The sequence below is a fragment of the Paenisporosarcina sp. P4_E4_2 genome (genome assembly GCF_056401595.1).
On the sequence record NZ_JBFUJC010000422.1, the window covers coordinates 1 to 2,381 of the forward strand.

2 protein-coding genes are annotated in these 2,381 nt (G+C 31.1%); one reads left to right on the plus strand and one right to left on the minus strand.

Annotated features, from left to right (window positions below):
- Window positions 1-617: hypothetical protein (locus AC1DSB_RS18105; protein ID WP_477587292.1), on the minus strand; the 617-nt coding region annotated here is incomplete at its 3' end.
- Window positions 618-913: 296 nt separating this feature from the next.
- Here AC1DSB_RS18105 and AC1DSB_RS18110 point away from each other — a divergent pair.
- The gene (locus tag AC1DSB_RS18110; RefSeq protein ID WP_477587293.1) at window positions 914-1,993 is read left to right on the plus strand and encodes a DNA sulfur modification protein DndB; all 1,080 of its coding nucleotides are present in this window, start codon (window positions 914-916) and stop codon (window positions 1,991-1,993) included.
- Window positions 1,994-2,381: the final 388 nt, after the last annotated feature.

Consider the following 2,381-nt stretch of genomic DNA (forward strand, 5'->3'; position numbering starts at 1 on the left):
TATGAAAACTCTCCCCCATGCATTAATGTACTAGATCCACCCTGATTATGGTTTCCTTGTGTGAAAGGAATTTTATGTTTGTTTCCTTTTAATAGAGATAAAATTGTCTCTGGTAATCTATTTGGAGACTGACCTTCACCATTATCATAGAGTGAAACTGATAGCTGTTTGTGTTCGGATTTTAAATCACTCCAAACCTTAGCATCCTTAGTTGTTACCATTAATACTAAGTCACTTAAAATTTCACGTTCAACCTCTTTACTGGCTTCAGCAAAATCTCCATCTATAATTCCCCAAAACATTTCTAGAGCCTCTTTAAAACTTTTAGGTGCATTTGGGCCTTCTGGGTCGATACCACGTTTCATACACATTTTTACCAAGAGAGCATCTACAGCATTTGTAAATTTCTCCGCAAGTGCTCCTTCTGCAGTACTTGATTGATTTCCTATAACACTATAATTACTTTTTTCATTTCCATAGGGTATCCATAGTTTCGGATTGTCAAGGTCATACTTCTGAATTATAGAAGTAACATCTGACTCTACCTCGGCAAATAAAAACTCTTCAAATAAAATCTTCATATCAATCTTGTGCACCTCATTCATAACTGTCACCATTCATACCATCTCCTTATATAGTTTGAAATTCATTCAAAAAAACAAATTAAATCATTTAAAGCCAACTGGAAATCGATTAAATAATCGAGCCGCTTATAGTTAAGGATTATTTAAACACAAAAAATATTCTAGATCAAGATCTAAATGCCCTTTCAAGAAATATTTTTAATAATAGGATAAATTCTTGCTTCAATACCACTTAATATAAACAAAATATTTTAGCCGCTCATCTTTTATCTTGCATCTCTAATTTCTTTTTGGTAAAGTGAATTTATAAAACTTATGAGGTGAGATATATGAATGGAACAAATTCAATTAAAATCTATTTTAAAGGGTCAAAAGGTTATCAGTTTGATCGTGAAACTTATGTAACAATGATTCCTTTTAGTAAGCTAGAAAGTTTTTTCAAAGTGTTCCCTGAAGTTCAACGCAAATTAAGTAAACCACGTGTTAAATCAATTGCTAAATATATTTTGGATGGTTTGGATAAGAAGAAGATGACTTTTTTAAGCGCTATTACTGTAACTTGTACTGGAGAAGTTGAATATATCGAAGAAAATTCGAGTATTGGTGTCGATATTAGCACGGTTTTTTCAATTAATGATGGTCAACATCGGTCAGAAGCGATTAAGTTAGCTTTAACAACAATAAAAAACAATATTGATAAAGCTGAAACTCTAAACGACAAAGAAAAGTGGATGAAAAAACTAGAAATTATCGAATCTATGACTATCCCAGTAGTTATTTTTACAGGTATTAATCAAAAAGGTGAGCAACAATTATTCCACGATTTAAATTTATTAGCATCTAAGCCTAATAAGTCAATCGCTTTAAAATTCGATTCCAGTGATCAGTATAATCGGTTAGCAAAAGAATTATCTCAAAACAATGAGCAATTAATACTTTTTGATGTAGAAACAGAAAAAACTCAATTACGGGGCAATAATACTCAAATTATGGTGCTTTCAACATTACGCAATATGATTTGCTATATCGTAACTGGAGCAAATAAGGATAAGGAAAACTTACTTAACATTGAAACATACGATAGTTATTACGAAACTTTAGACGAAGTATTCAATGTTTTATTTTCTGTTTTACCAGAAGACGCCGCAAATCGCGAAAAATACATTATTGGTACTGCGGCAACTCTTCAAGGAATCGGCAAATATTTGCACGATATTATTGAAGGTGAAGGCAACTTAAATTGGCAAGAAGAAATTAAAAAACTTGGTAAAATTGATTGGTCACACGGAAGTTCTGTATGGACTAAAGCTGGTGGTAGTTATATTCCTGAGAAAGACAAGTATGTTTTCACTGGTACTAGCGCGGGAGTAAACGGTGTTTATGAAGCTTTAAAACACGCAAATAATTAACTTTTTGAAAAAACGAGCCTCTCTTTTGAGCCGCTCGTTTTTATTTTTGTTAATATTCTTTCTCAATGTTCTTATGTTTTACTAGCATTTAAATTCATAAATATTCATTATTTAACCTTAATATTAATAGCCGCTCAAATTATTATTCCTGTTTCACTTAAAAATACTCCCCTTTTTTTGAATCGGCCATATTTCTATTCTACATTACTTATTATCCATTTTATCGGATGACTGATATTAACCTAAATCTATCTCTCTTACAAAATATGTTAAACATTTTTATTTTTCAGTTCTAACAAAAACAACTATCAAAAAAACATGATTTGATAGTTGTTTTAATTAACATTTTTATGTTAGAGCTAGAAAGGTTAAGCATCCTCTAGTATTC